The sequence below is a fragment of the Pseudomonas sp. M5 genome, from assembly GCF_016907075.1.
GTDB classification, from domain to species: domain Bacteria; phylum Pseudomonadota; class Gammaproteobacteria; order Pseudomonadales; family Pseudomonadaceae; genus Aquipseudomonas; species Aquipseudomonas putida_E.
Map to the genome: position 1 here is coordinate 1,961,085 of NZ_JAFBBH010000001.1, position 25,584 is coordinate 1,986,668.

The 25,584-nt window shown below is 62.1% G+C and carries 26 protein-coding genes; 3 read left to right on the top strand and 23 right to left on the bottom strand.

All coding sequences use genetic code 11. The features are described 5' to 3' along the window. Window positions 1–5: 5 nt before the first annotated feature. The 5 genes from ccmE to ccmA are packed head-to-tail and all read right to left on the bottom strand — an operon-like array spanning window position 6 to window position 2,742. Window positions 6–461 (bottom strand): cytochrome c maturation protein CcmE, encoded by a 456-nt coding sequence (gene ccmE / locus JOE27_RS08815; protein ID WP_177010796.1) that lies wholly within the window; start codon window positions 459–461, stop codon window positions 6–8. Continuing rightward, a complete protein-coding gene (ccmD, locus tag JOE27_RS08820) occupies window positions 458–634 on the bottom strand; it encodes a heme exporter protein CcmD (protein ID WP_039601249.1) in 177 nt (58 codons plus the stop codon). Before ccmD ends, ccmE begins: the two co-directional genes overlap by 4 nt. Then, window positions 634–1,398, bottom strand: coding sequence for a heme ABC transporter permease (locus tag JOE27_RS08825; protein WP_204918555.1), 765 nt, complete (start codon window positions 1,396–1,398; stop codon window positions 634–636). The genes ccmD and JOE27_RS08825 overlap by 1 nt, the downstream gene beginning before the upstream one ends. A 46-nt stretch (window positions 1,399–1,444) precedes the next feature. Further along, window positions 1,445–2,113: a heme exporter protein CcmB gene (gene ccmB, locus JOE27_RS08830; RefSeq protein WP_039601257.1), complete on the bottom strand. Its 669-nt coding sequence runs from the start codon at window positions 2,111–2,113 to the stop codon at window positions 1,445–1,447. Then, a complete protein-coding gene (ccmA, locus tag JOE27_RS08835; protein WP_046785334.1) occupies window positions 2,110–2,742 on the bottom strand; it encodes a cytochrome c biogenesis heme-transporting ATPase CcmA in 633 nt (210 codons plus the stop codon). The genes ccmB and ccmA overlap by 4 nt, the downstream gene beginning before the upstream one ends. 133 nt (window positions 2,743–2,875) lie before the next feature. Between ccmA and JOE27_RS08840 the strand changes: the two genes are divergently transcribed. The 3 genes from JOE27_RS08840 to JOE27_RS08850 all read left to right on the top strand — a co-directional run bounded on the left by JOE27_RS08840 (window position 2,876) and on the right by JOE27_RS08850 (window position 7,679). Next, window positions 2,876–4,432 carry a flagellar hook-length control protein FliK gene (locus JOE27_RS08840; protein ID WP_204918557.1) on the top strand — a complete coding sequence of 519 codons (1,557 nt, stop codon included), beginning with the start codon at window positions 2,876–2,878 and terminating at the stop codon, window positions 4,430–4,432. Then, window positions 4,429–4,761, top strand: a complete 333-nt coding sequence (locus JOE27_RS08845) for an EscU/YscU/HrcU family type III secretion system export apparatus switch protein (protein WP_046785336.1) — start codon at window positions 4,429–4,431, stop codon at window positions 4,759–4,761. Before JOE27_RS08840 ends, JOE27_RS08845 begins: the two co-directional genes overlap by 4 nt. Window positions 4,762–4,883: 122 nt before the next feature. Continuing rightward, complete coding sequence (locus tag JOE27_RS08850; protein ID WP_196996816.1) at window positions 4,884–7,679, top strand: DUF6543 domain-containing protein; 2,796 nt, start codon at window positions 4,884–4,886, stop codon at window positions 7,677–7,679. 107 nt (window positions 7,680–7,786) lie between these two features. Here the strand turns inward: JOE27_RS08850 and JOE27_RS08855 are convergent, their stop codons facing one another. The 18 genes from JOE27_RS08855 to fliQ form a co-directional block, all read right to left on the bottom strand. Continuing rightward, window positions 7,787–8,182, bottom strand: coding sequence for a DUF2802 domain-containing protein (locus JOE27_RS08855; RefSeq protein ID WP_119687533.1), 396 nt, complete (start codon window positions 8,180–8,182; stop codon window positions 7,787–7,789). A gap of 1 nt (window position 8,183) precedes the next feature. Next, window positions 8,184–8,663, bottom strand: a complete 480-nt coding sequence (locus JOE27_RS08860; RefSeq protein WP_003254393.1) for a chemotaxis protein CheW — start codon at window positions 8,661–8,663, stop codon at window positions 8,184–8,186. Between the two features lie 42 nt (window positions 8,664–8,705). Beyond that, entirely contained in the window at window positions 8,706–9,581 is an 876-nt protein-coding gene (locus tag JOE27_RS08865; protein ID WP_115274189.1) for a CheW domain-containing protein, read from the bottom strand. Continuing rightward, complete coding sequence (locus JOE27_RS08870) at window positions 9,578–10,369, bottom strand: ParA family protein (protein ID WP_046785340.1); 792 nt, start codon at window positions 10,367–10,369, stop codon at window positions 9,578–9,580. The genes JOE27_RS08865 and JOE27_RS08870 overlap by 4 nt, the downstream gene beginning before the upstream one ends. A gap of 91 nt (window positions 10,370–10,460) precedes the next feature. Continuing rightward, complete coding sequence (gene motD, locus JOE27_RS08875; RefSeq protein WP_046785341.1) at window positions 10,461–11,318, bottom strand: flagellar motor protein MotD; 858 nt, start codon at window positions 11,316–11,318, stop codon at window positions 10,461–10,463. 3 nt (window positions 11,319–11,321) lie between these two features. Continuing rightward, entirely contained in the window at window positions 11,322–12,062 is a 741-nt protein-coding gene (locus tag JOE27_RS08880) for a flagellar motor protein (protein WP_012315493.1), read from the bottom strand. Then, window positions 12,062–13,192 (bottom strand): chemotaxis response regulator protein-glutamate methylesterase, encoded by a 1,131-nt coding sequence (locus tag JOE27_RS08885; protein WP_046785342.1) that lies wholly within the window; start codon window positions 13,190–13,192, stop codon window positions 12,062–12,064. The genes JOE27_RS08880 and JOE27_RS08885 overlap by 1 nt, the downstream gene beginning before the upstream one ends. 46 nt (window positions 13,193–13,238) lie before the next feature. Then, window positions 13,239–15,476 carry a chemotaxis protein CheA gene (locus JOE27_RS08890; RefSeq protein ID WP_204918559.1) on the bottom strand — a complete coding sequence of 746 codons (2,238 nt, stop codon included), beginning with the start codon at window positions 15,474–15,476 and terminating at the stop codon, window positions 13,239–13,241. A 12-nt stretch (window positions 15,477–15,488) separates the two neighbouring features. Further along, window positions 15,489–16,277, bottom strand: coding sequence for a protein phosphatase CheZ (locus JOE27_RS08895; protein ID WP_039601990.1), 789 nt, complete (start codon window positions 16,275–16,277; stop codon window positions 15,489–15,491). An 18-nt stretch (window positions 16,278–16,295) separates the two neighbouring features. After that, window positions 16,296–16,670 (bottom strand): chemotaxis response regulator CheY, encoded by a 375-nt coding sequence (locus JOE27_RS08900; protein ID WP_115274187.1) that lies wholly within the window; start codon window positions 16,668–16,670, stop codon window positions 16,296–16,298. 104 nt (window positions 16,671–16,774) lie between these two features. Continuing rightward, the gene (gene fliA, locus JOE27_RS08905; protein WP_012315498.1) at window positions 16,775–17,515 is read right to left on the bottom strand and encodes an RNA polymerase sigma factor FliA; all 741 of its coding nucleotides are present in this window, start codon (window positions 17,513–17,515) and stop codon (window positions 16,775–16,777) included. After that, the gene (fleN, locus tag JOE27_RS08910; protein ID WP_011534890.1) at window positions 17,512–18,345 is read right to left on the bottom strand and encodes a flagellar synthesis regulator FleN; all 834 of its coding nucleotides are present in this window, start codon (window positions 18,343–18,345) and stop codon (window positions 17,512–17,514) included. The genes fliA and fleN overlap by 4 nt, the downstream gene beginning before the upstream one ends. A gap of 93 nt (window positions 18,346–18,438) precedes the next feature. Beyond that, window positions 18,439–19,746: a flagellar biosynthesis protein FlhF gene (flhF, locus tag JOE27_RS08915; protein ID WP_046785345.1), complete on the bottom strand. Its 1,308-nt coding sequence runs from the start codon at window positions 19,744–19,746 to the stop codon at window positions 18,439–18,441. A gap of 11 nt (window positions 19,747–19,757) precedes the next feature. Next, window positions 19,758–21,887: a flagellar biosynthesis protein FlhA gene (flhA, locus tag JOE27_RS08920; RefSeq protein WP_046785346.1), complete on the bottom strand. Its 2,130-nt coding sequence runs from the start codon at window positions 21,885–21,887 to the stop codon at window positions 19,758–19,760. 185 nt (window positions 21,888–22,072) lie between these two features. Continuing rightward, on the bottom strand, window positions 22,073–23,122 hold the full coding sequence (locus JOE27_RS08925) for a D-alanine--D-alanine ligase family protein (RefSeq protein ID WP_119689075.1): 1,050 nt from the start codon (window positions 23,120–23,122) through the stop codon (window positions 22,073–22,075). 255 nt (window positions 23,123–23,377) lie between these two features. After that, window positions 23,378–24,520 (bottom strand): flagellar biosynthesis protein FlhB, encoded by a 1,143-nt coding sequence (flhB, locus tag JOE27_RS08930; protein ID WP_046785347.1) that lies wholly within the window; start codon window positions 24,518–24,520, stop codon window positions 23,378–23,380. Window positions 24,521–24,522: 2 nt separating this feature from the next. Next, on the bottom strand, window positions 24,523–25,299 hold the full coding sequence (gene fliR / locus JOE27_RS08935) for a flagellar biosynthetic protein FliR (protein WP_012315509.1): 777 nt from the start codon (window positions 25,297–25,299) through the stop codon (window positions 24,523–24,525). Between the two features lie 7 nt (window positions 25,300–25,306). Continuing rightward, window positions 25,307–25,576 (bottom strand): flagellar biosynthesis protein FliQ, encoded by a 270-nt coding sequence (gene fliQ, locus JOE27_RS08940; RefSeq protein WP_012315510.1) that lies wholly within the window; start codon window positions 25,574–25,576, stop codon window positions 25,307–25,309. Window positions 25,577–25,584 lie beyond the last annotated feature (8 nt).

Sequence of the window (25,584 nt, forward strand, 5' to 3'; positions counted from 1 at the left end):
CGCATTCATGGTTTGGCCTCCGCGCCACTGGCGGCCTGGCCGCTTTCCTTCAGAGCCTTGGTGACTTCCGGCGGCATGTATTTCTCATCGTGCTTGGCCAGCACTTCATCGGCCACCACCACACCCTCGGCATTGAGCTTGCCCAGGGCGACGATGCCCTGCCCTTCGCGGAACAGGTCGGGGAGGATGCCGCGGTAGGTGATTGGCACCGACTTGTTGAAGTCGGTGACCACGAAACGCACATCAAGGGAGTCGCCCGAGCGCTGCAGCGAGCCCTTCTCGACCATGCCGCCTGCGCGGATGCGGGTGTCCAGCGGCGCCTCGCCATTGGCGATCTGCGTCGGTGTGTAGAACAGGTTGATGTTCTGTTGCAGGGCGCTCAGGGCAAAGCCGACGGCAACCGCCACCCCGACCAGCAGGCCGAGTATCAGGAACAGGCGTTTCTTGCGCTGCGGATTCACTGGTTGTTCTCCCGGCGCAGACGGCGCGCCTCATCTTGCAGATAGCGACGGCGGGCCAGCAACGGCGCGGCGACATTGACCGCCAGCACTGCCATGCAGATGGCGTAGGCCGACCAGACATACAGGCCATGGTGGCCCATGGCGAGGAAATCGCCGAATGAAGAAAAGCTCATCACACGTCCCTCCGGCCCAGGCTGTTCAATACTTCTTCCCTGACCCAGCTGGCACGCGCTTCGCGCTTGAGTACTTCAAGGCGCATGCGCAGCAACAGCACGGCGCCGAAGAAGCAGTAGAAGCCCAGCGCCGTGCACAGCAGCGGCAGCCACATCTCGGCGGGCATGGCCGGCTTTTCGGTCAGGGTGAAGGTGGCGCCCTGGTGCAGGGTGTTCCACCACTCCACCGAATACTTGATGATCGGGATATTGATCACCCCAACGATGGCCAGCACGGCACAGGCCTTGGCCGCGCTGTCACGGTTACTGATTGCCTGGCCCAGGGCGATGATGCCGAAGTACAGGAACAGCAGAATCAGCATGGACGTGAGCCGCGCATCCCAGACCCACCAGCTGCCCCAGGTCGGCTTGCCCCAGATGGCCCCGGTCACCAGCGCCACGGCAGTCATCCAGGCGCCGATGGGCGCTGCGCACTGCAGGGCCACATCCGCCAGCTTCATCTTCCACACCAGCCCCACCACGCCAGCCACCGCCAGCAGCACGTAGCACGATTGTGCAAGCATGGCCGCCGGCACGTGGATATAGATGATGCGGAAGCTGTTGCCCTGCTGGTAGTCCTGGGGGGCAAAGGCCAGGCCCCAGATCACCCCCGTCACCAGCAGCAGGATGGCCGATACGGTCAGCCACGGCAGCATGCGGCCGCTGATGGCATAGAACCATTTTGGGGAGCCAAGCTTGTGGAACCACGTCCAGCTAATTTTCATCAGGGTACATCCAGGGTATTAGCCGGGCTTGAGAGCCCGGGACTCGTTATTCACCGACGCTGATCTTCAGGCCGGCCGCTATCGCAAAGGGTGCCAGTGTCACCGCCAGGGCCGTAAGGCTGGCCAGCCAGAGCAGATGGCCGGTCGCCGGCATATTTTGCAACGCCGCCTGCAACGCACCACTGCCCAGGATCAATACAGGGATATACAACGGCAGAATCAGCAATGCCAGCAGCAACCCACCGCGCTTGAGGCCAACCGTCAGCGCCGCACCTACCGCACCCAGCAGGCTCAGCACCGGCGTGCCCAGCAACAGCGAGCCCAGCAGCACCGGCAGGCAATGGCTTGGCAGCCCCAGCATCAGTGCCAGCAGTGGCGCCAACAATACCAGCGCCAGCCCGGAAAAGATCCAGTGCGCCAGCACCTTGGCCAGCACCAGCACTGCCAGAGGGTGCGGCGACAGCACCCACTGCTCCAGCGAGCCGTCTTCGAAATCGCTGCGAAACAGGCCATCGAGCGACAGCAGCACTGCCAGCAGGGCCGCCACCCAGACCAAACCGGGCGACAAGGTTTGCAACAATTGACTTTCCGGCCCAACCGCCAGCGGGAACAGCGCCACCACGATAGCGAAGAACACCAAAGGGTTGGCCAGTTCCGCCGGGCGGCGGAACAACAGGCGCGCTTCACGGCGCAATAACAGAATAAATACGCTCATGCCGCCCATTGCCCCAGGTTCAGTTCGCGATAGCCGGAGGGCTTTTGGTCAAGCGTGTGGTGGGTGGTCAGCACCACCGTGCCGCCGCGCTCGCAATGGCGTGCCAGATGGGCCTCCAACTGCGCGACCCCTTGCTTGTCCAGCGCGGTGAAGGGTTCATCGAGGATCCACAACGGCGGGCTGTGCAAGTACAGCCGGGCAAGCGCTACACGGCGCTGCTGCCCGGCAGACAGGGTATGGCAGGGAACATCTTCGAAACCGCGCAAGCCGACCGCTTCCAGAGCAGCCCAGATCGCTTCGGCTGTGGCAGGCTGGTGCAAGGCACACAGCCAGGCCAGGTTTTCTTCAGCGCTGAGCAAGTCCTTGATACCGGCAGCATGGCCGATCCAAAGCAGGATGCTGGCCAGCGCATGGCGTTGTTCGGCCAACGGCTTGCCGCCCAGCAGGATCTGCCCGGCAGTCGGCTGCATCAGCCCGGCCAACAGGCGCAGCAGGCTGGTCTTGCCACTGCCGTTGGGGCCGCTGATCTGCAGCATGTCGCCTGGCCGCAGCTCGAAATCCAGGTGCTCGAACAGCAGGCGCCAGTCGCGCTCGCAGGCCAGGCCCACGGCTTGGAGGTGAAGGGTCACGGTTTCGCCTTATCCAGTTTACGGCTCAAGTCGCCCCCCTGGCTGCCGTTATACTGGCAGTGGCGGACGGCCGGCATTATTACATGCGCTGCCCCGCTGCCAAGAGGGCGGGCTCGACAGGTTGTATACAATCATGACTGAAATCAATAGTCTCGGCGCACAAAACGTCGTCAACCCGCAGGCGATCAAGGCGGCGCTGACCGGCGAGCTGCTGAACCTGACCCAGGCGCAACCCGGGCTGCTCAAGCCTGGCGAGACCGCCCAGGCCGAGGTACTGACGCTGCGCCAGTCAGGTGGCGAGTTTCAACTGGTGCTCAAGCTGATCCAGGCCAACGGCAAGCAGAACCAGCTGCAGGTCACCACCAGCCAACCCATCCCTCAAGGCAGCCAGATCACCGTCAGCCAGCCAGAGAGCAACCGCCTCGCGGTAATGGTGCAACAGGCCAGCGCCAGCAACGTCACCCTCCTCACTCAACTCGATACCAGCAAGGTGCCTGTCGGCACCCTCCTGCAAGGCAAGGTCCTGACCAACCAGGCACTTGCCCTTGGCCCTGGTGCCGCCACCAGCTTTCGCGCGCTGGTGAGCTTGCTCAACAGCGCACAGGCAGGCGCCGTCCTGACCATCGACAGCCCGCGCCCGTTGCCGGTCGGCAGCCTGCTCAGCGCGCTGGTGCAAGGCGACCAGTCGCTACGCTTCGTGCCGCTCAGCGGCCGTCAGGAGCAATTGAACATCGCCCAGCAGCTGCTCACCCAACAGGGCCGCCAGGCCTCCTTGCCCGGCCTGCTCAACGCTTTGCAGCGAATAGCCAGCGACCCGAGCGGCAACGGCGAACTGCGCACCAGCGCCGAGCGCCTGCTGGCCAGCCTGCCGGACGCTCGCCAACTGGGCGATGGCAAAGCGTTTGCCCAGGCCTTGAGCAACAGCGGGGCATTCCTTGAAGCGAAACTGCTTGGCGGCCAGAGCACACACGTGGCAACCGACCTGAAGGCCCATCTGATCAGGCTGGTGGCCCAGGCCTCGGCGTACGCACCGGCAAGTCCAGCCGTCGCCTCCACCACCTTGGCCCAGGCTTTGCCAACCATGGCACGCGGCGCCCTGGGCATGCTCGAGCGGGCGAGCCCGAAGCAACAGCCAGGCGGGTTTCCGCTGCCCTCCCGGTTGCTGCAGGCCATGGAACACGAAGGCGACCTGCAGCAGCTGCTGCGCCTCGCCGCCGCGGCCATCTCGCGCCTGCAAAGCCACGCCCTGAGCAGCCTGCAACAATCCGGCAGCTTGGAAAACGGCAACCTGCAGACCACCTGGCAAACCGAGATACCCGTGCGCCATGGCCTGGATTTCATCCCGCTTCAGGTCAAGCTGCAGCGCGAGGAAACCGCACAGCAACAAGCTGACCGGGAGCGTGAACATCAGGACCCACTGCAGGCGCTGTGGCGCATCGACCTGGCCTTCGACCTGGCACCGCTCGGCCCCCTGCAGGTGCAGGCGCAACTGAGCCAGGGCCGGCTGTCCGGCCAGTTGTGGGCTGAACGTGAACAAACCGCCCGGCTGATCGACAGCCAGCTCGGCGCGCTGCGTGAACGCCTTCTGGCCCGCGGATTGGACGTTGGCGACCTCGAATGTCATCCCGGCATCCCGCCTCAAGGGCCGCGCACACGTGTGGAACAACGCTGGGTGGACGAAACCGCATGAGCAGCAAGCAACCGCGTCAGGCCATCGCCCTGAGCTACGATGGCCAGCAAGCCCCCACCCTGAGTGCCAAAGGCGACGATGAACTGGCCGAGGCCATCCTGGCGCTGGCACGTGAACATGAAGTGCCGATCTACGAGAACGCTGAGCTGGTGCGCCTGCTGGCTCGCCTGGAGCTGGGCGAGCAGATTCCCGAAGCGCTGTACCTGACCATCGCCGAGATCATCGCCTTCGCCTGGCAATTGCGCGGCAAAGTCCCTGTTGGCTTCGACGACGAGCCAGCCCCAAGCCGTGATATCACCCCGCAAACATTGCGTCTGCCCTCGGGTTGATACGGTCAGGCGCGCGGGCGCATCGGTAAAGGCCGGTGAACAACCCCACAATTAATTAGCCCCACCCCCCTCTCTGCACAAGTCACTTTTGCCAGCCCTTCCCCGCTGCGAAAGTGAATACCATGAAGAACCAATACGTAAATGCCAAGGGTGTGCAATATGTGCGCGACAGCCTCGCCGGTTTTCCGCGCCCGGACCGGGCAGCAGCCGACGCCATACGCCAGTGGGCCAAAGAACGCGCCATAGACCTTGACCCTGACAGGGTCGATGCCGTCACGCTGCACTGCCAGTTCAACCCCAAGCTCGGCTGGGTTGCCGTCATTGCGCAGAAAATGACACTGACCCAAGCGGTGCTGTCGAACTGGCAAGGTGAATCGGCCAACAACTGGCTGGGCGCGGCAATCGGTGCGCCTTGGGCCGGACATCTACCCGATGGCCCGCTGACCATCGTCGACAGCCTGCGCGACCAAAGCCTGCTGGGCAACCACTCACCGTATGGCGTCTACAACGGCCTGTTCAGGCATAGCGACAAGCAGCAATACAACGCCAGCACCCATGTACCACTGGACGCCGAGGCCTTTGAGTCCTTTATCTGGGAACTGGACTTGCACGAGCATTACAAGTCGATGCTCGACAGCTACTGGGATGCTCACTTCGACCACTACCGCATCGGTGCAAAAATCAACTTCATCGCCGCCTGCAACAAGCAAGTGGCCGAAGGCAGCCTCACTGACGCTGGCAGGCAACTGGCTTGGCAGGCATGCGGCCTGGAAGCTGCGGCCCCGGTACTGCGCAGCGACGGCACGGCCAGCAGCAAACCGAGGGTGCGGGCCAGGCTGCTGAATGTGTACGGTTATGCGGCCACCGACCTGCTGTGTATCAACGACGCCGTCAGCGACCTGGTTCTGCTCTACATTCCGGGCAACGCTTCGCCGCTGCATGAGTTCAGGGGCAAACAGGCCCTGCTGGACTGGTTCGCCGAACAATGCCGCGCACCCGACAAACGCGATGCACTTCAAGCCCACTTCACGCTCGCTGACCGCGAAGACGGCTTGAGCTACAGCGGCCTTCACACTGCCCTGTGCGGCCTTGGCAGCTATCCAGAGCCTTATCACCTGGACAGCAACCGCCCCGGTTTCACGGCAGAAGGCATCTGGCCACCAAAGGACTACATCAACTACAAGGCCAAGGACTACAGCCCGCTGATCCAGGGCGACCTGTTCCTTACCTTGGCCAAACGCCAGAAGCAGCGCAGCTACCAGGATGCGAGTTTCATCATCACCAGCGACCGTGAGGTGACCAAGGCCAGGTGGCGCGGCTACCTGAACTCAGCGATCAACCTGCTGGCCCCTCTGGCTTTGGTGGTACCCGAGCTGGCCCCGCTGTTCGCCCTGGGCGGCGTCGCCCAGTTTGGCCTGGGCCTGGACCAGGCCATTGAAGGCAAGAGCGCACAACAGAAAGCCGAAGGCGTCAGTACGTCGGTCTTCGGGTTGCTCAATGCCGCGCCGCTGATCACTGCCGGCTTGTCCGAAGCCCCCACGCTGCTGCGCATCAAAAACGATGGTTTCGTGCTACCCAGCAGAGTAAACGGGAAACTTGGCTACCCCCTGAGCCCCACCACGCCACCCCACCTGCCGCTGGCCGAAGTGGCTGATTATTTCCATATACCGGACCCTATTGCTCCGCTTGCTGAGGCAAACACTGACGTTGCCGGGGCGATTGTCAGGACGCCTCGCTACGACGGCACGCCTGACCTGCTCGCAGCAATGATCGGTGGTTACCACGCAGAAGTGATTTATGACATGGAGGCTGATGCCTTTCGCCTGGAAAGCGATCTGAATGAGGTCGAGCCGACCTATTACATCGCAACGCCGGGCTCGCTCAACCTGGTTGAAGTAGATGTGCGAACGCGTCCGGTCACCAATGCCATGCGCATGGCAACCCTGCGTGCATTGGGCGTGGACTTGGAGCTCCCCATCGATTTGCCCGCGCCACACGCCGCAGACCTGCGCCCGATCCCCAAGCAGATCCTCAACGTGTGGGTGGGCGACAAGGTCATTCCGGACTTGTTGATCGACAACGTCGCCAGCAACGCCCTGAAAGTGCAGGATACGCAGTACGCGCTGCGTCTCTATCTTTCCAGGGCCGAGCCTGCTGCCTTCCAGGAAAACCTGGCTCGCCTGACAGCGCATGCCCCGGGGGTCGAGGTACTGGCACTTGAAGACCAGCCGTTCTATGCAAGCTTGCGGGGCAGCGACAACTACACCCAGTATCAGGCGGCGATCGACGGGAACGGCGGCGTGGCCAGCAACTTTGCCTCCGCCGCAGACATCTTGCGCTTTGCCCTGCTAGAGCACGAGGGAGGCTTGTACATGGACATCGACGATGCATTGCTGGCACCGGGTGAGTACCCTTCGGTCATCGACGGTGTACCCAGGGGGCAGCCGGGTGAGCGGCTTGATGACGTGACACTCGCCACCACCGAAAGCGGCCTGCTGCTCTACCCCCCTGTGTCCAATGAAAAAATGGGCATGAACACCCTCTATAACAGCAGCCTGATAGGCAGCCATGCGGGTAATCCGACACTAAGGGCAATCCTCGAAGAGATGCATGCGCGCTACCTGGAGGAACCAGGCTTCTACGACAGCAAGCCTACCCTGCAAACTGACCCGCACGGCTTCTATCAATATGCCCAGACCCTTTGCCGCCTCACCGGGCCGAGGCTGCTCACCGACATGGTCGATCGCCACCTGCCAGAGCTCGGCGTCATGCGCCAGATCATCAACCTGTACGCCTTCCCCCGAACCCACTCATGGCAGTTCGTGAACCTTACTGACTTGCGGGCGGTGCAAAGGCAGATGCTCCCGCTTGACCGGATTGCCAGGATCGGCGGATTCAATTCCTGGGTCAGGCCCTGAGCGGCATATTCATTGGGGTTTGTGTGAGCCGCAGACTGGCTTGAACGAGCCGGTACAGAAAAGGAAAAGGCGACCTGGGTCGCCTTTTCAACTACTCGCTGCTTCAACTACTCGCTGCGATGCAACTTGCTCATCAGCTCGGCCTCGGCTTGCGTCAATCCGCAGCTTTCGGTCAACTCCGACACACTCGCCCCCATCCCTACCAGTTTGGCCGCCTGGCTGAAGGTGACATTGCTCGGGTCGCGTTGCTCCAGACGCTCCAACCGGTCTGGCAAGGTGGCCACCACCGCGCGCAACTCATGGATGGCTTCACCCATGCGCACGGTACCGTTCTGGTAGTCATCCAGGCGCTTGGCCAGGTCCTTGATGCGCTGGTCACGCACCGCATCGCCCAGGGCCTGCTGGGCAGCGAGTTCGCGCTGGCGCTTGCTGTAGTTGAGGAAGAACCACAGGCTCAGCGCCCACAACAGCGCCAGGAAGATGACAGCAACCTCGAAAATCAACTCAGATGTTCTCCAGCTCGGACCACTCTTCCTCGGTCATCATCTTGTCCAGCTCGACCAGGATCAACAGTTCTCCATTCTTGTTGCATACACCCTGGATGAACTTGGCCGACTCTTCGTTACCCACGTTCGGCGCAGTCTCGATCTCCGACTGACGCAGGTAGACCACCTCGGCGACGCTATCGACCAGGATGCCGACCACTTGCTTGTCAGCCTCGATGATGACGATACGGGTGTTGTCGGTCACCTCGGTAGGCATCAGGCCGAAGCGCTGACGGGTATCGATCACTGTCACCACATTGCCACGCAGGTTGATGATACCCAGCACGTAGCTCGGCGCACCCGGTACCGGGGCGATCTCGGTGTAGCGCAGGACTTCCTGCACCTGCATGACATTGATGCCGTAGGACTCGTTGTCCAGACGGAAGGTTACCCATTGCAGAATCGGATCTTCCGAACCTTGTGCAGACGACTTTTTCATTCCCCTAGCCCTCAAATTCCGCCGATGGCGGTGTGTTCGCAGTTATTTGTGTTTGGCATGCAACTGCTTGACCGCGCCACTGGCGATCAGCTCGGCCAATTCGGCGACGTCCAGCAGCGCACACATGTGTTCGATCACCGTGCCGGCCAGCCACGGTCGCTGGCCACGTTGGCTGCGCCATTTGATCTCGGACGGGTCCAGGCGCAGCGAACGGCTGACCTGATGCACCGCCAGCCCCCATTCGTAGCCCTGAACGGAAATGACGTAGTGCAGGCCCTGGCGGAAATCGTCCCGGTAGCGATCCGGCATGACCCAGCGCGCCGTGTCCAGCACCTTCAGGTTGCCCGCCTGACAGGTGAGGATGCCAAGGAACCAGTCCGGCTGGCCGAACAGCGGCGTCAGCTCCTGGCCCTCCAGGCTGTAGATAGAGCCCAGGCACACCAGCGGCACCGCCAGCGTCAGCCCGGCGACGTCGAACAGCAGGCACTCGAAGGGCTCGGCCGCCCAGGCCGGGCGACCATCGACCGTTGCCGGTGGCACGGGCGCACTCGGCGCGGGCAGGTTGACTTCAACCAGCGGCGCGACGGGCTCGGGCGATTGAACCTGGGTCAGTACAGGAATGGCGGCTTCGGCCACCACCTTGGTCTCGACCACCGCCACGACCGGCGCTTCGACCGGCAAGACGGTCGCAAGCACCCCGGCCTGCGGTTCGGCAAAAGGCCTTGCCGGGATGCTGACTGCAGGGCTCTGGACCTGCGGCTGCGCATCTCGGGCCTGTTCTTCGCGCACGGCAGCGGCAAATTCGTCGCTCGCAGCCGGCAGGTCAAGAATGCCCTCAGCCTCGGTGGCTTCCTGCAGCAGACCATCCAGATAGGATTGCAGGGCCAGTTGCGGCCGGGTACCGGTCTTCACCGTCATGAAGCCACCTGTACTGCAGTCTTGTAGGTGAGCAGGTGCTTGAGCAGTGCCCGGTAAGCGATCACGCCGCGGCTCTTGCCATCGAACTGTGACGGCGTGACGCCGTTGCGGCTGGCATCGCGCAGGCGCGTATCGACCGGAATGTAGCCCTGCCATACCTGATGCTCATAGGCATCACGTAGCACTTTCAGCGTACCCAGCGAGGCCTGGGTACGGCGGTCGAACAGGGTCGGCACGATCTGGTACGGCAAGGCCTGCTTGCGCGAACGGTTGATCATGGCCAGCGTGCCGATCATGCGTTCCAGGCCCTTGACCGCGAGGAACTCGGTCTGCACCGGAATCACCAGTTGCTGGCTGGCGGCCAGTGCATTGACCATCAGCACCCCGAGCAGCGGCGGGCTGTCGATCAGGGCGAAGTCGAAGTCCTGCCACAGCTGCGCCAGACTCTTGGCGATCACCAGGCCCAGGCCACTCTGCCCCGGCGACTGACGCTCCAGCACCGCCAATGCGGTACTCGAGGGCAGCAGCGAGATACGCTGGTCGCTGGTGGGCAGCAGCAGTTGCCCGGGCAAGCCGTCCGGCACCTGGCCCTTGTGCAGGAACAGGTCGTAACAGCTGTGCTCCAACGCATCGGGGTTGTGCCCGAAATAGCTGGTCATCGAACCATGCGGGTCGAGGTCGACGACGACCACGCGCTTGCCCGCCTCGGCCAGCAAACCGGCCAGGGCGATAGTGGTGGTGGTCTTGCCGACCCCGCCTTTCTGATTGGCTACTGCCCAGACTCTCATAGGACAACTCTTGATTCATGGAGGCCGCTGACCCCTGTGCGATCCGGTTTTCCGGACCGCAATGGGTTTGCGGTGACAGAGAATTGACGAGTCACTGCCCCGCCATCGCTGCTGGGGTTGCCGGTGCACTTTGTGTGCCAGCGCGGCGCAAGGCAGCGTCCGGTGTGGCGTTGGCACTGCCGGAGCCGGTCAGGCTGCGGCGTACTTCAAGGTTGCGGGAGATCACCAGCACCACACGGCGGTTTCGCGCCCGGCCCTCAGCAGTGTCATTGCCGGCCACAGGCTGATATTCGCCATACCCCACCGAGGCCATGCGCGCCGGGTTGACGCCTTCCATCGCCAGCAGGCGGACGATGCTCGCCGCCCGCGCCGAAGACAGCTCCCAGTTGGTCGGGTATTGCGCGGTACGGATCGGCAGATTGTCGGTAAAGCCTTCGACATGCACCGGGTTGGCGAACGGTTTGAGAATATTCGCCACCTTCTCGATGATGTCGAAAGCCTTGTCGCTGGGCATGGCATCGCCACTGCCGAACAGCAGCGAGGAATTCAGCTCGATCTCCACCCACAGCTCGTTTCCGCGGATGGTCATCTGGTCGGACTTGATCAGGTCACCGAAGGCATCGCGTACGTCGTCACTGATGGCTTTGAGTGGGTCGACGCTGCTCTGCGCAAGGCCTGCGTCGGTCTGCTCGCTGTCCTTGATCAACGGCTCGGCCGGCTTGATGCTGAGCGGTTGCTCATCGCCGATAGGGATTGGCTTCATGCTCCGCTCAGGGTCGTTGAACACCCCGAGCAGTGCTTGCGAAATGACCTTGTACTTGCCCTCGTTGATCGAGGAAATCGAGTACATGACCACGAAAAAAGCGAACAGCAAGGTAATGAAGTCGGCGTACGACACCAGCCAGCGCTCGTGATTTTCGTGTTCTTCGGTATGGCGACGGCGACGCATGGGTTACTCCATGAAGCCTTGCAGCTTCAACTCGATCGAACGCGGGTTCTCACCCTCGGCGATCGACAACAGGCCTTCGAGCAGCATTTCGCGGTAGCGCGACTGACGCATGACAATGGCCTTGAGCTTGCTGGCGACCGGCAGCAGGATCAGGTTGGCACTGGCCACGCCATAGATGGTGGCAACGAACGCCACAGCGATGCCGTTGCCCAGCTGCGACGGATCGGCCAGGTTGCCCATCACGTGGATCAGGCCCATCACCGCACCGATGATACCGATGGTCGGCGCATAGCCACCCATGCTTTCGAACACCTTGGCAGCCTGGATATCGCGGCCTTCCTGGGTGAGAAAATCGACTTCGAGGATACTGCGGATGGCCTCGGGCTCGGCGCCGTCGACCAGCAACTGCAAGCCCTTGCGGGCATACGGGTCGGGCTCGCCATCGGCCACACCCTCCAGGCCCAGCAGGCCTTCCTTGCGTGCGGTCAGGCTCCAGTTCACCACCCGGTCGATACCGCCAGCCAGGTCAACCCGTGGCGGGAAGATGATCCAGCGCAAGATCTGCAAGGCACGCTTGAACGATGACAACGGTGACTGCAAAAGCGCCGCCGCCAGGGTACCGCCCAACACGATCAGGGCTGCCGGGCCATTGAGCAGCGCCCCGACATGGCCCCCTTCGAGAAAGTTGCCACCGACGATGGCGACGAAGGCCAGGATCAGACCGATCAGGCTAAGGACATCCATCAGACACACGCCTCGACCAAGTGCTTGCCGATCTCATCCAGGCTGTACACCGCATCGGCCAGGTTGGCCTTGACGATGGCCATGGGCATGCCATAGATCACGCAACTGGCTTCATCCTGGGCCCACACGGTGCTGCCACCCTGCTTGAGCAGGCGCGCGCCCTCACGGCCGTCGGCGCCCATGCCGGTAAGCACCACCGACAGCACCTTGTCACCGTACGACTTGGCTGCCGAACCGAAGGTGATGTCCACGCAGGGCTTGTAGTTCAAACGCTCGTCACCGGGCAGGATCTTCACCGTGCCCCGGCCATCGATCATCATCTGCTTGCCACCGGGGGCCAACAGGGCCAGGCCTGGGCGCAGCAAGTCGCCGTCCTCGGCTTCCTTGACGCTGATCTTGCACAGCTTGTCCAGGCGCTCGGCAAAAGCCTTGGTGAACGCCGCCGGCATGTGCTGGATGAGCACGATCGGCGCCGGGAACCCGGCAGGCAGTTGCGTCAGTACCCGCTGCAGGGCGACCGGGCCGCCGGTCGACGTACCGATAGCCACCAGTTTGTAGGGCTTGCGCTTGGGCGCTGGCGAATGGGTTGACGCCGGTGCCGCCGCCGCACGGGCAGGCGCCACGCTGCGCGTTGGCGCCGGGCTGGCCAGGCTGCTGGTGGCGGTGTGCGCAACGCTGGCAGGTGCCGGCGCAGCCGCCGCAGCGGGGCTTGCGTAACCACCGAAACGGCGGTTGCTGCGCGAAAGGGTGTGAACCTTCTCGCACAGCATCTGCTTTACCTTCTCCGGGTTGCGGGAGATGTCCTCGAAGTTCTTCGGCAGGTAATCCACCGCACCGGCATCCAGCGCGTCGAGGGTCACCCGGGCGCCTTCGTGGGTCAGCGAGGAGAACATCAACACCGGCGTCGGGCAGCGCTGCATGATGTGCCGCACTGCGGTGATGCCATCCATCATGGGCATTTCGTAGTCCATGGTGATGACATCGGGCTTGAGCGCCAGCGCCTGGTCGATCGCTTCCCTGCCGTTGGTCGCGGTACCGACGACCTGGATCGTCGGGTCCGCCGAGAGGATTTCCGAGACGCGGCGGCGGAAGAAACCCGAATCATCCACCACCAGGACCTTGACTGCCATAAACACTCCATTAGGTGGCGCAGCCGGCAAGGGCGCGCCACCGAAATCAAATACGCCGCGCCGCGTAACGCTTGAGCATGCTCGGTACGTCGAGAATCAGCGCAATGCGACCGTCGCCGGTGATGGTGGCGCCGGACATGCCCGGGGTGCCCTGCAGCATCTTGCCCAGCGGCTTGATCACCACTTCTTCCTGGCCCACCAGTTGGTCGACCACGAAGCCGATGCGCTGGGTGCCCACAGACAGAATCACCACGTGGCCCTCGCGCTGCTCCTCATGCACCTGGCCCTGAACCAGCCAGCGCTTGAGGTAGAACAGCGGCAGCGCCTTGTCGCGTACGATCACCACCTCCTGGCCGTCGACCACGTTGGTGCGCGACAGGTCCAGGTGGAAAATCTCGTTGACGTTGACCAGCGGGAAGGCGAACGCCTGGTTGCCCAGCATCACCATCAGGGTCGGCATGATCGCCAACGTCAGCGGCACCTTGATGACGATCTTCGAACCCTGGCCTTTGGCCGAGAAGATGTTGATCGAGCCGTTGAGCTGGGAAATCTTCGTCTTGACCACGTCCATACCGACACCACGGCCGGACACATCGGAGATTTCCGTCTTGGTCGAGAAGCCCGGAGCGAAGATCAGGTTGTAGCAGTCCGACTCGCTCAGACGGTCGGCGGCATCCTTGTCCATCAAGCCCTTTTCCACGGCCTTGGCGCGCAGAATGTTAGGGTCCATGCCTTTGCCGTCGTCGGAAATCGACAGCAGGATGTGGTCGCCTTCCTGCTCGGCCGACAGCACCACGCGGCCGGTGCGCGCCTTGCCCGAGGCTTCACGTTCTTCAGGCATCTCGACACCGTGGTCAACCGCATTGCGCACCAAGTGCACCAGCGGGTCGGCCAATGCCTCGACCAGGTTCTTGTCCAGGTCGGTCTCTTCACCGACCAGTTCCAGGTTGATCTCTTTCTTCAACTGGCGGGCCAGGTCGCGGACCAGGCGCGGGAAGCGGCCGAAGACTTTCTTGATCGGCTGCATGCGGGTCTTCATCACCGCAGTCTGCAAGTCGGCCGTGACCACATCGAGGTTCGACACGGCCTTGGACATGGCCTCGTCACCGCTGTTCAGGCCCAGGCGCACCAGGCGGTTACGCACCAGCACCAGCTCGCCGACCATGTTCATGATCTCGTCCAGGCGCGCAGTGTCGACGCGCACGGTGGTTTCCGCTTCGCTTACCGCGTGTTTTTCGGCAGCCGGTGCGGGCGCGCGGGCCGGCGCGGCAGGCTTGGCCGCAGCAGCAGGTGCCGGTGCCGGTGCCGGTGCCGGTGCCGGCTTGGCCACAGGCTGGGTTTGCGGCTTGGCGGCGACAGGGGTGGCAACGGCGGCGGGCGCTTCAGCGGTCACGGCATCGCCGGTGAACTTGCCTTTGCCATGCAACTGATCGAGCAATGCCTCGAACTCGTGCTCGCTGATTTCATCGCCGCTACCGGCAGCTGGCACTTCACCGGCCACCGGAGCAACGGCAGCAGGCAGCGCGTCCGCCTGGAACGTGCCCTTGCCGTGCAGCTGATCCAGCAGCGACTCGAACTCTTCGTCGGTGATTTCGTCGCTGGCTGGCGCGCTGGCTGCAGCGGCCACCGGCTCTGTGGCAACGACTTCGGCCGAGAACTGGCCCTTGCCGTGCAACTGGTCAAGCAACGACTCGAATTCGTCGTCGGTGATCTCGTCACCGGAGCCGGCCAACGTTTCGCCCTGCAGCTGCTGTTCGGCAGCCGCTGCTTGGGCTTTGACCGCATCGAGCGAATCGAGCAACTGCTCGAATTCGGTATCGGTGATGTCTGCCTCGGCGGCAGGCTCGGCCTGCGCAGGCGCAGCCTCGGCCACCGGCGCAGGAGCTTCGGCGCTACCCGGCTCGGCCAGGCGGGCCAAGGCCGCCAGCAACTCGGGCGTAGCCGGGGTCACTTCACTGCGCTCGCGCACCTGGCCGAACATGCTGTTGACCGTATCCAGCGCTTCGAGCACCACGTCCATCAGTTCCGCGTCGACCCGGCGCTCACCTTTGCGCAGGATGTCGAACACGTTCTCGGCGATATGGCAGCACTCCACCAGCTCATTGAGCTGGAGGAAGCCGGCGCCCCCTTTTACAGTGTGGAAACCGCGAAAGATCGCATTGAGCAGGTCGGCATCATCGGGCCGGCTTTCCAGCTCGACCAGTTGCTCGGACAGTTGCTCAAGAATTTCGCCGGCTTCTACCAGGAAATCCTGAAGGATTTCTTCATCGGCGCCGAAGCTCATTAAACGTGCTCCTTAAAAACCCAGGCTGGACAGCAGATCATCGACATCGTCCTGACCGGACACAACGTCTTCACGCTTATCGGCATGAATCTGCGGACCTTCACCCCGAGCCGGATATTTTTCTTCATCTTTTTCAGCGCGCAGCTGTTGGTGGTCATGTTCGATACCGGCAAAACGGTCGACCTGACTGGCCATCAGCACGAGTTTGAGCAGATTGCTTTCGACTTCGGTCACCAGCGCGGTCACCCGCTTGATCACTTGGCCGGTCAGGTCCTGATAGTCCTGAGCCAGCAGAATGTCATTGAGGTGGCCAGATACCTTGCGGTTACCTTCAGCGCTGTGCGTCAGGAAACTGTCGACACGCTTGACCAACTCGCGGAATTCCGGCGCAGCGACTTCGCGGCGCATGAAGCGCTGCCAGTCGACACTCAGGTTCTGCGCCTCAGCGGCCAGGTCGTTGAGCACGGGCGTGCTCTCCTCCACCAGGTCCATGGTGCGGTTGGCGGCGCCTTCGGTAAGCTTGACCACATAGGACAAACGTTCGGTGGCGTCGGTGATCTGCGAGACTTCCTCGGCCTGCGGCATGCGCGGGTCGATCTGGAAGCTGACGATCGCACTGTGCAGCTCGCGGGTGAGCTTACCGACTTCCTGATACAAGCCGCGGTCGCGGGTCTGGTTGAGCTGATGAATCAGCTGCACCGCCTCGCCGAACCGCCCCCGTTCCAGGCTTTCGACCAGTTCCTGGGCATGCTTCTTCAGGGTTGACTCAAACTCCCCCAAAGACGTTTGTGTTGATTCCATGGCGCCCCCTGACTTTGTTCAGCCGTTGACGCGTTCGAAGATCTTCTCGATCTTTTCTTTGAGCACCTGGGCGGTGAACGGCTTGACCACATACCCATTCACGCCGGCTTGAGCCGCTTCGATGATCTGGTCGCGCTTGGCTTCGGCCGTCACCATCAGTACCGGCATGGCCTTCAGGCGGTCGTGGGCACGTACCTTGCGCAGCAAGTCGATGCCGGACATGCCAGGCATGTTCCAGTCAGTCACCAGGAAGTCGTAATGGCCGCTTTCGAGCATCGGCAATGCCGTGGTGCCGTCGTCGGCTTCGTCAGTATTGGTGAAGCCCAGATCACGCAACAGGTTCTTGATGATCCGCCGCATCGTCGAAAAGTCGTCAACGATGAGGATTTTCATGTCTTTGTTCAATTAGACCTCCAAGCAGTCTCAAACGCGCTCGGCCCCGAGCGCGCATTCAATCAATTCGGTACAACGTGAAAACGACTGCAACGACCCCGGGCTCAACGCGCCCGCCATTCCCCAAGACGGCTGCGCAAACGCGCGGCGCATTGGCTGTGCAGCTGGCTGACACGCGATTCGCTGACCCCCAGTACCTCACCGATTTCCTTGAGGTTCAGCTCTTCGTCGTAGTACAGCGCCAGCACCAGCCGCTCGCGCTCCGGCAGATTGGCAATGGCATCGGTCAGGGCAGCCTGGAAGCGCTCGTCTTCCAGGTCGCGCGAAGGCTCGACCTGGCCACTGGCGCCCTCCTCGTGCAACCCTTCGTGCTCGCCGTCCTGTAACAGGTCGTCAAAGCTGAACAAGCGGCTACCCAGGGTATCGTTCAAAATCCCGTAGTAATCATCGAGACTCAACTTGAGTTCGGCCGCAACTTCATGATCTTTAGCGTCGCGGCCGGTTCTTGCTTCCACAGCGCGCATTGCGTCGCTGACCATACGCGTGTTGCGGTGCACCGAACGCGGTGCCCAGTCACCTTTGCGCACCTCGTCGAGCATGGCGCCGCGGATGCGGATGCCGGCGTAGGTTTCAAAGCTGGCACCCTTGCTGGCGTCGTATTTATTGGCCACCTCAAGCAAGCCGATCATGCCGGCCTGGATCAGGTCTTCCACCTGCACGTTGGCAGGCAGGCGCGCCAGCAGGTGGTAGGCAATGCGCTTGACCAGCGGCGCGTAGCGTTCAACCAGATCGTACTGGGCGTCCTTGGACGCCTTGCTGTACATCTTGAACCCGCTCGCACTCATAGGACCGGCCCTGCGCTGGTGGGCTGCACCAAGCGCTCGACGAAGAACTCCAGATGCCCGCGCGGGTTGGCCGGCAACGGCCAGCTGTCGACCTTCTGCGCAATAGCCTTGAAGGCCAGCGCACACTTGGAACGAGGGAAGGCTTCGTAGACTGCCCGCTGCTTCTGCACCGCCTTGCGCACACACTCGTCGTAAGGCACGGCGCCGACGTATTGCAGGGCAACGTCGAGGAAGCGGTCGGTGACCTTGGTCAACTTGGCGAACAGGTTGCGCCCTTCCTGCGGGCTCTGCGCCATGTTGGCCAGCACGCGGAAACGGTTCATCCCATAATCGCGATTGAGCAGCTTGATCAGCGCGTAGGCATCGGTGATCGAGGTCGGCTCGTCGCACACCACCAGCAGCACTTCCTGGGCCGCACGGACGAAGCTGACCACCGAGTCACCAATCCCTGCAGCGGTGTCGATCACCAGCACGTCGAGGTTGTCGCCGATCTCGCTGAAGGCCTGGATCAACCCGGCATGCTGGGCCGGGGCCAGGTGCACCATGCTCTGGGTGCCAGAGGCCGCCGGCACGATGCGCACCCCGCCCGGCCCCTGCAACAGCACATCGCGCAGCTCACAGCGCCCTTCAATGACATCGGCCAGGGTGTGTTTGGGGGTCAGGCCCAGCAATACGTCGACGTTGGCAAGGCCCAGGTCGGCGTCCAGCAGCATGACCCGGCGGCCGAGCTCGGCCAGCGCCAGAGACAGGTTCACTGAAACGTTAGTCTTGCCGACGCCACCTTTGCCACCGGTTACGGCGATCACCTGTACGGGATGCATGCTACCCATGTTCGTTGTTCACCTTGTCTCGCTTGGACCCAAGCCACACGCGGGGCATCACTGCGGCCCCCTTGGTGTAGGTATTTTGCATACGCTTGATCATCAACCCGCTCTCCTTGGGTTGTGATAGAGATCAGCGAACATGTCGGCCATGGCCTCTTCGCTGGGCTCGTCCTGCAACTGCACATTGACCGCGCGGGTAACCAGCTGGTGCGCCCGCGGCAAGTGCAGGTCGTCAGGAATGCGCGGGCCATCGGTAAGATAGGCAACGGGCAGTTCATGACTGATGGCCAGGCTCAGCACATCGCCGAGGCTCGCCGTTTCATCGAGTTTGGTCAGAATGCAGCCGGCCAGCCCACAGCGTTTGTAGCTGTGATAGGCAGCCGTCAGCACCTGCTTCTGGCTGGTGGTGGCCAGCACCAGGTAATTCTTCGAGGCGATGCCGCGGCTGGCGAGGCTTTCCAGCTGCATGCGCAGGGCCGGGTCGCTGGCCTGCAGGCCGGCGGTGTCGATCAGCACCACGCGCTTGCGCAGCAGCGGCTCCAAGGCCTGGGCCAGCGACTGGCCGGGGTCTACATAGGTCACCGGCACGTTGAGAATGCGCCCCAGGGTCTTGAGCTGCTCCTGGGCACCAATGCGGAAACTGTCCATGCTGACCAGGGCCAGGTTCTGCGGGCCGTACTTGAGCACATAGCGCGCCGCCAGCTTGGCCAGGGTGGTGGTCTTGCCCATGCCGGCGGGGCCGACCATGGCGATCACACCACCCTCTTCGATCGGTTCGATCTCAGGCACTTCGATCATGCGTGCCAAGTGCGCCAGCAGCATGCGCCAAGCCTGGCGCGGCTCCTCGATTTCGGCGGTGAGGTCAAGCAACTCGCGGGCGATCGGCCCGGACAGGCCAATGCGCTGCAGCCGGCGCCAGAGGTTGGCCTGCGCCGGCTTGCTGCCTTGCAGCTGGCTCCATGCCAGCGAGCCGAGCTGCACTTCAAGCAGCTCGCGCAGGCCCGACAGCTCAGAGCGCATGGCATCGAACAGGCGCGGGTCGACCGGTGCCGGTGCAGCAGGTGCTGCAGGGGCAGGTACATCCACATGCGGTTCGATCAACGGCTGCGAGGCGGTCAGCGACTGGCCGGCGAACAATTGGCGGCTGCCTTCGGTGGCATCACTGCGGTTGTCCAGCTCGGCCTGGGCAGTGGCGATGCGCGTCTGGGTCTTGCGCAGCTCGTGCTCGAGCTCGGCATTGGGCACGCGCGGGGCCAACGCGGACAGTTTGTAGTCCAGCGCGGCCGTCAGTTCGACACCGCCAGCGATGCGCCGGTTACCGATGATGGCGGCGTCGGAGCCCAGCTCATCACGGACCAGCTTCATGGCCTGGCGCATATCGGCGGCGAAAAAACGCTTAACTTGCATAACCCACTACCTCAGCCGTTGGGGCCCACGGTGGCAACGATGGTGACTTGCTTGTTATCCGGTATTTCCTGATACGCCAGAACATGCAAATTCGGTACAGCCAGGCGGCCGAAGCGCGACAGCATGGCACGGATCGGGCCGGCAACCAGAAGGATGGCCGGCTGGCCTTGCATCTCCTGACGCTGGGCCGCTTCGATCAACGAACGCTGCAGCTTTTCGGCCATGCTCGGCTCCAGAAGAACACCGTCTTCCTGACCTTGCCCGGCCCTTTGCAGACTATTGAGCAAAATCTGTTCCAACCTTGGTTCAAGGGTGATCACAGGCAGCTCGGACTCAACGCCGACAATGCTTTGCACGATGGCGCGACACAATCCGACGCGCACTGCCGCCACCAGCGCGGCGGTATCTTGACTCTTGCCAGCATTATTGGCGATGGCCTCGGCAATGCTGCGGATGTCACGCACCGGCACCTGCTCGGCGAGCAGTGCCTGCAGGACCTTGAGCAGCCCCGACAAGGAAATGACACCAGGCACCAGCTCTTCGGCAAGTTTAGGCGAAGCCTTGGCCAGCACCTGCAGCAGTTGCTGCACTTCCTCGTGGCCGATCAGTTCATGGCAGTGCTTCTGCAGGATCTGGTTGAGGTGGGTGGCAACCACGGTACTGGCGTCGACCACGGTGTAGCCCAGCGACTGCGCCTGGGCGCGCTGGCCAATATCGATCCAGACCGCTTCCAGGCCGAAGGCCGGGTCACGGGCGGCGATACCGTTGAGGGTGCCGAATACCTGCCCCGGGTTGATGGCAAGCTCGCGGTCCGGGTAGATCTCGGCCTCGGCCAGAATCACGCCCATCAGCGTCAGACGGTAGGCACTGGGCTGCAGGTCGAGGTTGTCGCGAATGTGCACGGTGGGCATGAGGAAGCCCAGGTCCTGGGAGAGCTTTTTGCGCACCCCCTTGATCCGGGCCAGCAACTGCCCACCCTGGTTGCGATCGACCAGCGGGATCAGGCGGTAGCCGACCTCCAGGCCGATCATGTCGATCGGCGTCACGTCATCCCAGCCAAGCTCCTTGGTTTCCATCGCGCGTTGCGGCGACGGCAACAGGTCCTGCTGGCGTTGCACCTCTTGCTGCGCGGCGAGCTTGGCCTTCTGCTGCTTCTTCCACACCAGATAGGCACCACCGCCGGCCAACAGGCCAAGGCTGATGAAAGCGAAGTGCGGCATGCCCGGCACCAGGCCCATGACGATCATCAAGCCTGCCGATACCGCCAGCGCTTTGGGCGAATCGAACATCTGCCGGTTGATCAGCTTGCCCATGTCCTCGGAGCCGGAGGCACGGGTCACCATGATCGCAGCAGCGGTAGACAGCAGCAGTGATGGCAATTGCGCCACCAAACCGTCACCGATGGTCAGCAGCGCGTAGACCTTGCCGGCCTCGCTGAAGGACATGTTGTACTGGAGCATGCCAATGAGCATGCCGCCGATGAGGTTGATGAACAGGATCAACAGGCCGGCGATGGCGTCACCGCGCACGAATTTGCTGGCACCGTCCATCGAACCGTAGAACTCGGCCTCCTGAGCGACCTCAGCGCGCCGCGCCTTGGCCTGGGCCTGATCGATGAGGCCGGCATTGAGGTCGGCGTCGATCGCCATCTGCTTGCCGGGCATGGCGTCGAGGGTGAAACGCGCGCTCACTTCAGAGATGCGCCCGGCACCCTTGGTGACCACCACGAAGTTGATGATCATGAGGATGGCGAACACCACCGCACCGACCACATAGTTGCCGCCGATCACCACATCACCGAAAGCCTGGATCACTTGGCCTGCGGCACCATGGCCCTCCTGGCCATGGAGCATGACCACGCGCGTGGAGGCGACGTTCAACGCCAGTCGCAGCAGCGTCGCGACCAGCAAAATGGTGGGGAAGGCGGCAAAATCAAGTGGCCGCAAGGCATACACGCAGACCAGCAGGACCACGATCGACAGCGCGATGTTGAAGGTGAAGAACACGTCGAGCAGGAACGGCGGTATCGGCAACATCATCATTGCCAACATCACCAGCAGCAACAGCGGCACACCCAGGTTGCCCCGGCCCAGGCCGGCCAGGTTGTGGCGTGCGTTGTTGATTAACTGACTGCGATCCACCGAGAGCCCTCTTCAAGCAAAACTTTGACGCCCAAGGGGCGCTTGGGCGTGGCTTTGCAAGAAGCTTTCCAACTTTGATTTTTTTGCATTTTCGAGGCAGGCCCTCGCGGGCATCCAGGCAGGTTTCCAATACACCTCTGGGCTGGCCACATCAGCCGGAGCGGGTTCGCTTGCGAAGAGCTGATTCAGGCCCTCGCCTTTTTCATGGCACTGCTCAGCAATGCGGCAATAATCTTCTCCGGTGTATACCCAACACATTCAAATACCTTGGGATACATGCTGGAATCAGTAAAACCCGGCAATGTATTGACTTCGTTAATGATGACCGCCCCTTCTGATGTGTAGAAAAAATCCACCCGCGCAAAACCATCCAGACCAAGGCACCGAAAGGCCGCCTTGGATATCTTTTGGATTTCAGTTTTGACGTTCAACGGCAGGTCGCAAGGAACCCTGAGATTCTCTCCACACTGAGCCTCATATTTGGCTTGATAGGTGTAAAAATCATGACCAGTCACCGGCATAACCTCGCCTAACTCCGAAACAATTAGCTCCCCATCAACCTCCAGCACACCACATTCGATCTCTCGACCCCGAACCTCAGGTTCCAACAAAACTTTAGCATCAAGCTGGACAGCTACTGCAAAAGCTTGCGCATACTCTGCGGCGCTTCGAACGCGGAACACACCCACAGAAGAACCTGAAGAAGCAGGCTTCAAGAACAAACTGTCATTGCCTAACGCCTCTACAATATCTCCCCAGCTTCTAAGCGTGCGCAGTACCAGCCAAGGGACGACGCTAATCCCATTAGCTTTGAGCAAGCGCTTGGCGAAGTCTTTGTCCATTGAAACCGCCGACCCCAGGACACCCGCCCCCACACAAGGCAGCGCACACATCTGCGCAAGCCCCTGAATCGTTCCATCCTCACCCCAGCGACCATGCAGTGCTGGATACAGCAAATCAATTGTGAGTTCAGAGGGCGGCCGCCCGCGAACGTGAACAAAAAGTTTTCGTTTACCTGGCTGTATAGTCACATACGGAGCGCCGGTATCGACACAATCGGGGAAAGAGCTAAAAGCGCTGTGATACCTCCAGTTACCTTCTTTATCTATCCCCACGCAGTGCACTTCATGGCCCAATGCGGCCAGCGCCTTGTGAATCGTACTCGCGGTCTTAATTGAAACCGCGTGCTCCGCACTTCTACCCCCAAAAACAAGCGCTACCGAAAGTTGACTCATTCTCCACCCCACTATGACCAACTGATCGAGCGTAAGTCGCTGCACGCAGCCCGGCAACTGCTCAGAAGGTCTGGAGTAGATTTTGGGAAAAGTACTACAGAAAAACATTACTCATAGAGACAAGCCCCCACGAAGAGGCGGTTTCTGGTCCGACGCTTTTGCGGCGCAGCCCGCCCTACAAGCTGTCGCCGAACTTCAGGCCTGCAGCTAAGCTTTGGAAGCGGGCGCTCCCCGCGAAGAGGCAAGAAGCCACTCTCAACCATCACGCCGCAAATCCGGCGGTATCGGCAGATCTTCCTTCAACGGCTCCGGCCGCTTGCCCTTGCCGGACCGGTACTGACGGATCTGGAACACATACGCCAGCACCTGCGCCACCGCGAGGTACAACCCTGCTGGAATCTCCTGCTCGACTTCGGTGGAGTAGTAGATCGCACGCGCCAGCGCAGGCGACTCTAGAATCTGCACCTTGTGCTCGACCCCGATCTCGCGAATTTTCAAGGCAATGAAATCCGTACCCTTGGCCAGCAGCAGCGGTGCCACCCCACCCTTCTCGGGGTCATACTGCAGCGCCACGGCATAGTGGGTCGGGTTGGTGATGATCACATCCGCATCGGGTACGGCAGCCATCATGCGCCGCTGCGACACCTCGCGCTGCAACTGGCGAATCCGTTGCTTGACCTCAGGCTTGCCTTCGCTGTCCTTGTACTCGTCCTTGACCTCCTGCTTGGTCATCTTCAGCTTCTTGTGCGTCTGCCAAAGCTGGAACGGCACGTCTGCCGCGGCAATCAGCAACAGCCCCGCCGACATCCACAATGCACTCCACCCCACCACCTGGACGCTATGGATGATCGCCTGGTCCAGCGGCTCGTTGGCGATCGCCAGCAACGCCTGGCGGTCGTTGGCCAGCACCACCAACGCCACCACCAGGATGACGACGAACTTGGCAACGGCCTTGAGCAGCTCGGTCAGCGCATTCATAGAGAACATGCGCTTGATCCCCGCCAGCGGGTTCATGCGGCTGAATTTTGGCTGCAGCAGGCTGCCGGAGAACAGAAAGCCGCCCAACGCGATGGGCGCAATGAACGCCACCACGAACAGCAAGATAAGCACCGGCTGCACTGCCCAGATCGCCATCTTGCCCGAGGCCAGCAAGAAGGCGCCCATGGCACCCTCGTCGACGATCACTTCACGGGTCAGGCTGAAGTTGAGGCGCATCATTTCCAGCAGCGTCTCGGCCAGGTGCCCACCGAACGCCAGCAAACCGCCGGCACCCGCCAGGGTCACCGCCACCGTGTTCAGCTCCTTGGACCGGGCGATCTCACCTTTTTCGCGCGCGTCGCGCTTGCGTTTGTCGGTGGGGTCTTCTGTCTTGTCCTGACCACTCTCGCTCTCAGCCATGCTCAGCGCGCCCTCGCCAGTTCACGCAGCCATTGCAGCGCTTCGCTGGCCAATGCCTGGTAGTGGGAAAGAACATCGGCCAGGCCCACCCAGAAGATGCCCATACCCAGCACCAGTGTCAGCGGGAAACCGATAGAGAAGATGTTCAACTGCGGCGCGGCGCGGGTCATCACGCCAAAGGCGATGTTCACCACCAGTAGCGCGGCGATTGCCGGCAGGATCAGTAGCAGACCGGCACCAAATACCCAGCTAAGGCGCCCAGCCATCTCCCAGAAGTGGTTGACCACCAGCGCGTTGCCCACCGGCAAGGTGGTAAAGCTTTCGGTCAGCACCTCGAACACGACCAGATGGCCGTTCATCACCAGGAACAGCACGCTCACCAGCATGGTCATGAACTGGCTGACCACCGCCACGTTTACGCCGTTGGCCGGGTCGACCATCGATGCGAAGGCCATACCCATCTGTATCGCGATGATCTGCCCGGCGATGACGAACGCCTGGAACAGCAACTGCAACGAAAAACCGAACAACGCCCCGACGATGATCTGCTCACCGCACAACAACAGGCCGCGCAAGCTCAGCGGGTCGAATTCAGGCAACGGCGGTAACGCTGGCACGATCACCACGGTAATGGCCACTGCCGCGTACAGGCGAATGCGCGCCGGCAGCATGCGGGTACCGAAGATAGGCATGGTCATCAGCACCGCGGTCACCCGGAACAGCGGCAGGATGAAGGTGGCGACCCAGGTGCCGATCTGTGCGTCGGTCAGCTCCAGCATGGCCGCCTCAACCGATCAGCTGCGGGATGCTGGTGTACAGGCCCGTGATGTATTCCATGAACTTCTGCGTAAGCCACGGCCCGGCGACGATCAGTGTCACCAGCATCACCAGCAGGCGCGGCAGGAAGCTCAGGGTCTGTTCGTTGATCTGCGTGGCGGCCTGGAACATCGCCACCACCAGGCCGACCAGCAGGCTCGGCACCACCAGGATGGCCACCATCAGCGTGGTCAGCCACAGGGCGTCGCGGAACAGGTCGACGGCAACTTCAGGGGTCATGCAAGGCT

Excerpts from the sequence above, each read along its gene's own strand:
- ccmD (WP_039601249.1), bottom strand. The coding sequence starts at position 634 with ATGAGCTTTTCTTCATTCGGCGATTTCCTCGCCATGGGCCACCATGGC.
- JOE27_RS08825 (WP_204918555.1), bottom strand. The coding sequence starts at position 1,398 with ATGAAAATTAGCTGGACGTGGTTCCACAAGCTTGGCTCCCCAAAATGG.
- ccmB (WP_039601257.1), bottom strand. The coding sequence starts at position 2,113 with ATGAGCGTATTTATTCTGTTATTGCGCCGTGAAGCGCGCCTGTTGTTC.
- JOE27_RS08840 (WP_204918557.1), top strand. The coding sequence starts at position 2,876 with ATGACTGAAATCAATAGTCTCGGCGCACAAAACGTCGTCAACCCGCAG.
- JOE27_RS08845 (WP_046785336.1), top strand. The coding sequence starts at position 4,429 with ATGAGCAGCAAGCAACCGCGTCAGGCCATCGCCCTGAGCTACGATGGC.
- JOE27_RS08850 (WP_196996816.1), top strand. The coding sequence starts at position 4,884 with ATGAAGAACCAATACGTAAATGCCAAGGGTGTGCAATATGTGCGCGAC.
- JOE27_RS08860 (WP_003254393.1), bottom strand. The coding sequence starts at position 8,663 with ATGAAAAAGTCGTCTGCACAAGGTTCGGAAGATCCGATTCTGCAATGG.
- JOE27_RS08865 (WP_115274189.1), bottom strand. The coding sequence starts at position 9,581 with ATGACGGTGAAGACCGGTACCCGGCCGCAACTGGCCCTGCAATCCTAT.
- JOE27_RS08870 (WP_046785340.1), bottom strand. The coding sequence starts at position 10,369 with ATGAGAGTCTGGGCAGTAGCCAATCAGAAAGGCGGGGTCGGCAAGACC.
- motD (WP_046785341.1), bottom strand. The coding sequence starts at position 11,318 with ATGCGTCGCCGTCGCCATACCGAAGAACACGAAAATCACGAGCGCTGG.
- JOE27_RS08880 (WP_012315493.1), bottom strand. The coding sequence starts at position 12,062 with ATGGATGTCCTTAGCCTGATCGGTCTGATCCTGGCCTTCGTCGCCATC.
- JOE27_RS08885 (WP_046785342.1), bottom strand. The coding sequence starts at position 13,192 with ATGGCAGTCAAGGTCCTGGTGGTGGATGATTCGGGTTTCTTCCGCCGC.
- JOE27_RS08890 (WP_204918559.1), bottom strand. The coding sequence starts at position 15,476 with ATGAGCTTCGGCGCCGATGAAGAAATCCTTCAGGATTTCCTGGTAGAA.
- JOE27_RS08895 (WP_039601990.1), bottom strand. The coding sequence starts at position 16,277 with ATGGAATCAACACAAACGTCTTTGGGGGAGTTTGAGTCAACCCTGAAG.
- JOE27_RS08900 (WP_115274187.1), bottom strand. The coding sequence starts at position 16,670 with ATGAAAATCCTCATCGTTGACGACTTTTCGACGATGCGGCGGATCATC.
- fliA (WP_012315498.1), bottom strand. The coding sequence starts at position 17,515 with ATGAGTGCGAGCGGGTTCAAGATGTACAGCAAGGCGTCCAAGGACGCC.
- fleN (WP_011534890.1), bottom strand. The coding sequence starts at position 18,345 with ATGGGTAGCATGCATCCCGTACAGGTGATCGCCGTAACCGGTGGCAAA.
- flhF (WP_046785345.1), bottom strand. The coding sequence starts at position 19,746 with ATGCAAGTTAAGCGTTTTTTCGCCGCCGATATGCGCCAGGCCATGAAG.
- JOE27_RS08925 (WP_119689075.1), bottom strand. The coding sequence starts at position 23,122 with ATGAGTCAACTTTCGGTAGCGCTTGTTTTTGGGGGTAGAAGTGCGGAG.
- flhB (WP_046785347.1), bottom strand. The coding sequence starts at position 24,520 with ATGGCTGAGAGCGAGAGTGGTCAGGACAAGACAGAAGACCCCACCGAC.
- fliR (WP_012315509.1), bottom strand. The coding sequence starts at position 25,299 with ATGCTGGAGCTGACCGACGCACAGATCGGCACCTGGGTCGCCACCTTC.
- fliQ (WP_012315510.1), bottom strand. The coding sequence starts at position 25,576 with ATGACCCCTGAAGTTGCCGTCGACCTGTTCCGCGACGCCCTGTGGCTG.